At 66.7% G+C, this 7158-nt stretch carries 9 protein-coding genes and 1 pseudogene; 1 reads left to right on the top strand and 9 read right to left on the bottom strand.

Annotated features, from left to right (window positions below; translation table 11 throughout):
* Nucleotides 1-556: 556 nt before the first annotated feature.
* A complete protein-coding gene (locus QLQ12_RS46495) occupies nucleotides 557-1024 on the top strand; it encodes a hypothetical protein (RefSeq protein WP_282767497.1) in 468 nt (155 codons plus the stop codon).
* A gap of 101 nt (nucleotides 1025-1125) precedes the next feature.
* Here QLQ12_RS46495 and QLQ12_RS46490 read toward each other — a convergent pair whose 3' ends face one another.
* The 9 genes and pseudogenes from QLQ12_RS46490 to QLQ12_RS46455 all read right to left on the bottom strand — a co-directional run.
* Nucleotides 1126-1407, bottom strand: coding sequence for a hypothetical protein (locus tag QLQ12_RS46490; RefSeq protein ID WP_282767496.1), 282 nt, complete (start codon nucleotides 1405-1407; stop codon nucleotides 1126-1128).
* Between the two features lie 303 nt (nucleotides 1408-1710).
* Nucleotides 1711-2115: a transposase family protein gene (locus QLQ12_RS47315; protein WP_407651717.1), complete on the bottom strand. Its 405-nt coding sequence runs from the start codon at nucleotides 2113-2115 to the stop codon at nucleotides 1711-1713.
* A gap of 45 nt (nucleotides 2116-2160) precedes the next feature.
* Nucleotides 2161-2553 carry a transposase family protein gene (locus QLQ12_RS47310; protein ID WP_407651716.1) on the bottom strand — a complete coding sequence of 131 codons (393 nt, stop codon included), beginning with the start codon at nucleotides 2551-2553 and terminating at the stop codon, nucleotides 2161-2163.
* Between the two features lie 269 nt (nucleotides 2554-2822).
* Nucleotides 2823-3497: a response regulator gene (locus QLQ12_RS46480; RefSeq protein ID WP_282767495.1), complete on the bottom strand. Its 675-nt coding sequence runs from the start codon at nucleotides 3495-3497 to the stop codon at nucleotides 2823-2825.
* A complete protein-coding gene (locus QLQ12_RS46475; protein WP_282767494.1) occupies nucleotides 3494-4669 on the bottom strand; it encodes a sensor histidine kinase in 1176 nt (391 codons plus the stop codon). Before QLQ12_RS46475 ends, QLQ12_RS46480 begins: the two co-directional genes overlap by 4 nt.
* A 24-nt stretch (nucleotides 4670-4693) precedes the next feature.
* Nucleotides 4694-5692: a hypothetical protein gene (locus tag QLQ12_RS46470; RefSeq protein WP_282767493.1), complete on the bottom strand. Its 999-nt coding sequence runs from the start codon at nucleotides 5690-5692 to the stop codon at nucleotides 4694-4696.
* A gap of 49 nt (nucleotides 5693-5741) precedes the next feature.
* Nucleotides 5742-6497: a DUF998 domain-containing protein gene (locus QLQ12_RS46465; RefSeq protein ID WP_282767492.1), complete on the bottom strand. Its 756-nt coding sequence runs from the start codon at nucleotides 6495-6497 to the stop codon at nucleotides 5742-5744.
* Complete coding sequence (locus tag QLQ12_RS46460) at nucleotides 6494-6706, bottom strand: ATP-binding cassette domain-containing protein (RefSeq protein WP_407651715.1); 213 nt, start codon at nucleotides 6704-6706, stop codon at nucleotides 6494-6496. Before QLQ12_RS46460 ends, QLQ12_RS46465 begins: the two co-directional genes overlap by 4 nt.
* A 66-nt stretch (nucleotides 6707-6772) precedes the next feature.
* A pseudogene (locus QLQ12_RS46455) lies at nucleotides 6773-6967 on the bottom strand (hypothetical protein); the annotation flags it as partial.
* Nucleotides 6968-7158 lie beyond the last annotated feature (191 nt).

Below are 7158 nucleotides of genomic sequence, written 5' to 3'. Positions count from 1 at the left end.
TGCAATCCAGCGCGGCCGACCCAAACCCCAAGGCCGACACTTCGGAGAAGTCACTTCCCGGACCCGCCGAAACCCACCTTAGAGCAGACCCCGCCGCGGCCTCTTGACACAGAGGGGTGCCATGAGAGAGTGTTGCGGCGTAGGGCTGGATTAGTCCTCGTCGTCTCCCTGCACCCGCGCACGCGGGAGCGCCGCAAGCCGATTAGCGATCTCCTCGGCGTTATCGGAGAAATGGCCCTCGATCACCACACGGCCATGTCGCCATGAGAAGCCGACCGACGCGCCGGGTATCCCGTAGACGCGCTGTGAGCCGATGTCACGCCATCTCACATGACCGTCTAGCACTAGTTCGGGTGCGCTGTCCGCGAATCGTTCCCACTCCTCGCGGTCGATAGGTGACTACTCGCTGTCGGCCCAGTCCGCGGCCCGTGTCAGGTGGAACGCATAGCCCATGTCATCCTCCACGAAGCGCCGGCCAACATGGTGATGATCGTAGGAACTCGTCCGCGAGACACACGCCACGTTAGGTGTCACCGGCCCGGATTAGAGTGCGATCATGACCGACGCATCCGTGCACCTCGTCGCCCAGCCTCGTCTCGACACGCTCGTGACGGAGTTCCGCTCCGACGCCCAGCGCCTGCGCACCGACTTCGCGGGGACGGCCTGGATCGGTGACATCCCCGACCCGGCATCCGGGATGATGGGACCGAACTACCAGCGGCGTGTTGTCGACTCGCAGTTGTTTCTGCCTGACACCCACTGGTACACCGTCCGCGAGCTCGACGACGCCGAGATCCAGATTGCCGTCGGCCTGCTCCAGGTGCCGGGCACCACGCAGGGCTCACAAGGGTTGGTCGGCGCAATCGCGGACCCACGTGCGGATTTCTTCGAGCACCCGGAACACGAAGACCGGGTCGGCATCTGCCTCACGCTGCGGGGCCGGATCTGGTCCAACGTCGGCCTGTCATATCGAATCACCGTACTGTGCCGGCCGGAGGCCTTCATCAGTAGCACACCCGCGTGATGCGAGGTCCGCACTGATCTCGGCACCAGCGTGCGTGTCGGCTCGCCGCCTGGCCACCATGAGCGCTCGGCGGCAGATCCATGCGTCCAATAGCCTGGGTTTCAGACAATCTCCTGAGCCGGCCTACCGGAGAGTTCCTGCCCGGGTCGGAGCACTATCCACCCAAGGTTCTGCTCGACCAACGCGATCGCCAATCGCCGTAGAACCTGCCGGGAGTCGGGCGCGTCGGCCAAGATCTCGACGTCGAGATGCCATCCGGTCTCTCCGGTACCGGCTCCGGTCACCTCGCCGTCCGTTCCGAGCGCCTCGGCGAGCAGGTCCTCAACGTCATCGCGGTCAAGCTGGTCGGGGAGAGGGCGACGTCCGATGACCTCGATGAACACGCGCGTGATCCTACCCAGTCGCACATGAGCAGCGGCAGATCAGTGTGTTCGTCGGCTGAATGAGCCTGGCGTTTCGACGGCTATGGCGGGGCGGATTCTCCGCCGCCGCCAGGCCGCAACCGGCCCGTTTGCGGGTCGAAACAGACAAGCCCGAGCCGGGCTGCCAGTTCTGCTGCGTGGAGGGTCACCTCGCCGGCCCGGCTGTAGCTGAGCGTGATGTAAGCAATCGGTCCGGAGGCGGAGATACCCCCCGAGTAAGGGTTGTCCTCGGAATCTTCGGGCCAACGGGTCAGTGAACTGATTTCAGCAAGATTCGGATAGGTATTTGTATTCGTAGTGGGTCAGATGCAGTGCGGCGGCGACGATGTCGCCGATCCGGCGCGGGCTGACGGTGGCGTACCGCAGTGTTTTCCATCGGCCGATCAGGATGGCGAAGCCGCGTTCGCCTTGCCAGCGCAGGCCGCGCAGCAGCCGGTTGTGGGCGCGGTTGTCGATGGCAAGGGGTTTGCCGTCGGCCGGTTGCTTGATCGGGGTTTTGATGCCGTGGCCTGCTCTTTCGTAGCCGGAGTCGGCCAGGGCGGGCAGGTCGAGCTCGGCGGCGGGCCAGTTCAGCGCGGCGGTGGCGCCGAGTTCGCGGGCGCAGTTGGTGTCGTGCAAGTGCCCGGGCATCGCCGCGGAGGTCCAGATCGGCAGGCCGTGCGGGCGCATGACGGCTTGGATGTTCGCGCCGAAGTCACGGTGCTTTCCGGAATATCAGGCGTCGATGGTCTCGCCCTGGACCGAGAGGGTGGTCTCGGTCAGTCGGTCGCAGTCGAACAGCTTGCCGTCGAGGATGACGTACGACCAGCCGTCGTCGGGGACCCGTTTCAGGGCGGTGTGCAGGTCGGTTGCCTGGGCGGCGAGTACGGCGACGCCTTCGTCGCGGTAGCGGTACGCGGTGGCGCGGGAGATGCCGAATCCGGCACCCAGCAGGGTGAGGTCCTCGGCTTTGCGGAACCAGACGAGTACGAGAAGTGCTTGGTAGAAGCAGGTCAAGGCGCGGGTGTCACGCCGGGTTCCCCGGGTTCGGCGTTCAGCGGCGAGCAGCCGGCCGAGGTACTGCACGAGTTCCCTGGGAACGTCGATCATGGCACGGTATGCGATCACGCTGAGTCCTCACCGTGTAGGTGATCTTGTGGTGAGAACTCCCTACCGAGGGCTCCGCGCCCCTCTCCAGCACCGTCCGATCTCGCCGCCTTCGCCCGTGTCGCACCAATCAACACATTCGCGTCGCTGAGATCAGCTCACTGAAGTGCTCGGATCAGATTGGCTGAGACGGGCGCGGCCCCGGATTGTGCGTGGCGGGCTGTTTCCATGGCCAACCAGGGGTCACCATCGACCACCGCGGTTCTAAAAACAATCTCAGGTGCGGCACACTAGTCCTGACCGGGGCGGATGAGGCCGGTCTCGTAGGCGAAGACGACGACCTGCACTCGGTCGCGGAGACCGAGTTTGGTCAGGACACGTCCGACGTGGGTCTTCACGGTGCCCTCCACGACGCCCAGCCGTTCGGCGATCTCGGCGTTGGAGCGGCCGCGGGCCACCTCGGTGAGGACCTCGCGTTCGCGGTCGGTGAGCTGGTGCACCCGTTCGTCGACTGGTGAGCGTCCGATCGACGGGTCGGGCAGGTGGCCGGCGAACGCGTCAAGAAGCCGGCGGGTGACGTTCGGTGCGACCACGGCGTCGCCGGCGGCGACCGCCCGGATGCCGTTGAACAGGTCGGCCGGCGGGACGTTCTTGAGCAGGAATCCGCTGGCTCCGGCGCGCAGCGCGGCGTAGACGTACTCGTCGAGGTTGAACGTGGTGAGCACCAGGACCCGTGCCGTGAGCCCGGCGGCGACGATCTGCCTGGTGGCCTCGATGCCGTCCATGACCGGCATCCGCACGTCCATCAGCACCACATCGGGGTACAGCGTCCGGGTCATCGTCACGGCCTGCGCGCCGTCGCCTGCCTCGCCGATCACCTCGACATCGGGTTGGGTCTCCAGGGCCATGCGGAACCCGAGCCGCAGCAATGACTGGTCGTCCACGAGCAGCACCCGGATGGTCACGTACGCCCCTTGCCGTCGTCAAAGTGCAGCCGCACGCGGACACGCCACCCCGTGCCGGGCAGCGGACCGGCCTCGACGTCGCCGCCGTAGGCCGCCGCTCGTTCGATCATCCCGGGCAGTCCGTGCCCGCTGACGGGTGGGCACTGCGGTGGTCGGTCCGGCTGGTGGGTGCCGTCGTCGGTGACTTCCAGGTCCACGCTGGTGGCGGTGGAGCGGAGCCGTATCTGCGCGGTGGCCCGCGGGCCGGCGTGCTTGAGGGTGTTGGTCAGCGCCTCCTGCACGATCCGGTAGACGGCCAGGCCGGCGCCTGGGCCCCACTCGCCCGGCGTGCCCTGGCGGACCAGCGTGACCCGTAGGCCCGCGGCGCGGACCTGCTCCACCAGTTGGTCGAGGTCGTCCAGGCCGGGTTGCGGGGTGAGCCCAAGCGGGCCGGCTGGCGCCTGATCGCCGTCGCGGAGCACGCTGAGGAGTCGTTGCATCTCGCCGAGGGCCTGCCGCCCGGTGGTCGCGACGGTCGCCAGCGTGTCGGCGGCGCGCTGCGGGGCAGCGGCCGCGGTGAGCGCCGCCCCGTCGGCGAGGGCGACCATGACGGCCAGGTTGTGCGTGACGATGTCGTGCATCTCCCGGGCGATGCGGGCGCGTTCGGCGGCGGCAGTGAGCTTCGCCTGCTGGTCACGGTCGCGTTCCAGCCGGCGAGCGCGTTCCTCCAACTCCGCGAGGTACGCCCGCCGCGTCGTGACAGTCATCCCGAGCAACCCGGTGGCGGCCAGGATGGCGGTGAGCGCCACCAGATCGGTCCGCGGGAGTTCCCCCTGCCGCCAGGCCACCGCCAGGGTGAACTCGACCGCGGCGGCGGCCGGCCACAACTGCCGCCACGGCCGGTACCGGGCGAGGGCGTAGACCCCGACCAGAATGACGATCACCGGGTAAGCCACATCGACCCGAGTCACCGTCCACACGGTCAACGCCACGGCGAAGACCATCCAGAACACCGCGACCGGTGCCCGCCGCCGCCAGACAAGGGGAAGGTGGGCCACAACGAACCACAACCAGCCGACCATCCCGGTGCCGGTGTGCGCTGCCGCCGGAACGTTGGCCGCAGCCACCAGCACAGCCAGGCCAACGTCCACGGCCATCGGGTGGCGTCCGGCGACGGCCCGCACCCTATCCATGATCAGCAGCATACGGCGCGGGCATCACGCCTCCCGACCATCCAGGACCGCCATCGGCCTCCGCTTGATGCGCACCAGCGCTCCAAGGAAAATGGCCGTGAAGATTACCCCCGATATCGACCATATGATGTTGCCGATGAGCACGCCGAACACGACCGCGAGGGCGGCCTGCGCCGTGCCGCTGCCGAGCAGGAACACCACCACCTGCGCGCGGGTCGTTTCCCGTCGGCGGGCTATCGCCCACCCGGCCACCACCGCGAGAACGACGAAGTAGAGAGCGAACAGGAGCGGTGGAATGCTGTCCTGGGCCATGACCTCCGGGACCACCGACAAGAACAGGTAGAGCCCCACCCCCGAGAAGAACGGCTTCCAGCTGAAGCCGTTGGCCCCACCGTGCGCGACGATACGAGGGGTCCGTGGAAGTCTGCCCGCGACGAACCACAGCACCAGCGCGGCGACGACAAGAAACGTCAAATGGACGATCAACGTGGTGGCGTCCTGGGTGGTGCTCGCCTCGCCGACGAACAAGAAGTACGCGACCGCTGTTCCGACGCTGAGAATCGCCAACGACCACGTCGCCTTGACCGGTAACCACGGCTCGTCGGCCTTCTTCGGGAACAGGTACCCGACGAAGAGCACCGGAATCACCACCGAAAAGAGGCCGTGCCAAAAACTGATCCAGATCGTGAAGGGGACGCGCACGTCGGCCACGAGACCGTAGGTCGAGAAGGTGTCGAGCGGGGCGTCCAGCGGGTAGAACAGCGTTGCGGCACGGAGGCCTTCGTTGTACAACGCGTAGAGCAGTCCTAGACACCACAGACCGAGCACGCCGAGCTTCCCGCGGACGGCCACCTCGCGGATGACCAGGACCGGAAATCCGTACAGGAGGGTCGCGTACGGGAAGAATATCCCCGGCATGAAGAACAGCGTCGCCGGCGTGGCGCCGCTGATGACCTCAGCCAGCGGCGAGAGCACCATCAGCAGCAGGGCCGGTTTCCAGTGCTGTCGTACCATGGCGCTCACGCCTGGACCGCCTCGGTCGTTGCGCACGCCTGGCGCCCGCTCAAGTTCATCAACATGCCTCTCCATTCGGACGGGTCGTACGGGGATCTGGGGCTGCGGAAGCGAAAGCGAGCGATGGCTGAGTGAGGGTCGCCAGCATGCGTGCGGGGACCAGCGCCGCCCAGATCCAGCCCAGCGGGATGATCACGCGACCGGCGACACCGTCCGCCACGGCAATCCACTGGCTTGACAGCGAAAGCGTTTGAAAGATGAAGGCACCCACGATGAGAACGGTCGGTGCCGCTACGCCGGTCGCTACCAGACTGGCCGCCCACCAGCGTCCGCCCGGCTCCGCGGCGAACCGGCGGGCGAAGACGAAACACGCGGCGGTCAACGAGGCGTACATGAACAGCACCGAAACGGTGTGCACGTTCCCGTGCCAGCTGGCTTCGGCGTTGACGCCTGGGAGAAGATCCTGCGGGGCGCCGGGTGGGAAACCCAACTGCGGATCGGTGACGAAGACGCCGGTGCAAATCATGCCGAGCCCGTAGGCCACCATCAGCAACGGTCCCCACGATGATCCCAGCCCCGGCACCAGTGTCCGCCGCAGCCCCACCGCACACGCGAGCATCAATATCCCGGTGACCACGAAGTTGGTGATCTGGATCCAGCCCCAGTCACCAGTCATCAGCAGACTGGGCCCATGCCGAAGCAACTCGTAGCCTGGGCGGGTCACCGCATCGAGGTGGAACACGACCAGAGAGAAGGGCGCACCGACGGCCCCACAGGCCAACAGCACCCGCGTTACCCGCGATTCGACGGTCATGATGCGTCCCTGTCGTAACGCCGTCGGCCCACTGTCGCCATCCCGCGTGTGGGGAAGTCCAGGCCCAGGATCATCCGCATCGTGGCCGTCTTGGCGGCACCATTGGGACCGAGAAGCCCAGTCACCATGCCAGCCCGCATCAGGAACGTCAGGTCGTCAACGGCGGCTTTCCTGCTACAGCGCTTCGTCAGCGCATTCGCCTCAATCACAGGATCAACGCTAGGCACGACCCGTCGCCGGTACGACTGTCGCAAGGCGGGCGATGGCAGCCCGCGCTATGCGCCGCAGGTCATACACCCCTCCACCTGACGGCACATACCATCACTCGTCCAGCAACGGCTTGGAACCGGACGGCAAGCTTGTCGTAGCGCGTAGCGCGTGGCGACGCTGCGGTGGCGTTTGAGCCGGGCGATGCCGTTCTCAACGGCGTGGCGTAGCCGGTAGAGCTCTTTGTCGAAGGCGGGTGGCCGGCCGCCGTGGGAGCCTTTGGCTGAGTTCCCCCCGCTTCAACGGAGCTTCTCAAACATGATCGATTGATCATGGGAAGGAAGCATCTGTGGCAGCACCGAAGAAGTACCCCGACGAACTGCGGGCGCGTGCCGTGCGCCTGTATCGCGAGTCGGACCCCAAACCGACGATCCGGCGGCTGGCCGAGCAGTTG

Source organism: Actinoplanes sandaracinus (genome assembly GCF_030009775.1).
Classification (GTDB): Bacteria; Actinomycetota; Actinomycetes; order Mycobacteriales; family Micromonosporaceae; genus Actinoplanes; species Actinoplanes sandaracinus.
Note: the sequence above shows the minus strand (reverse complement) of the source record. Positions and strands in the feature narration are given on the sequence as shown.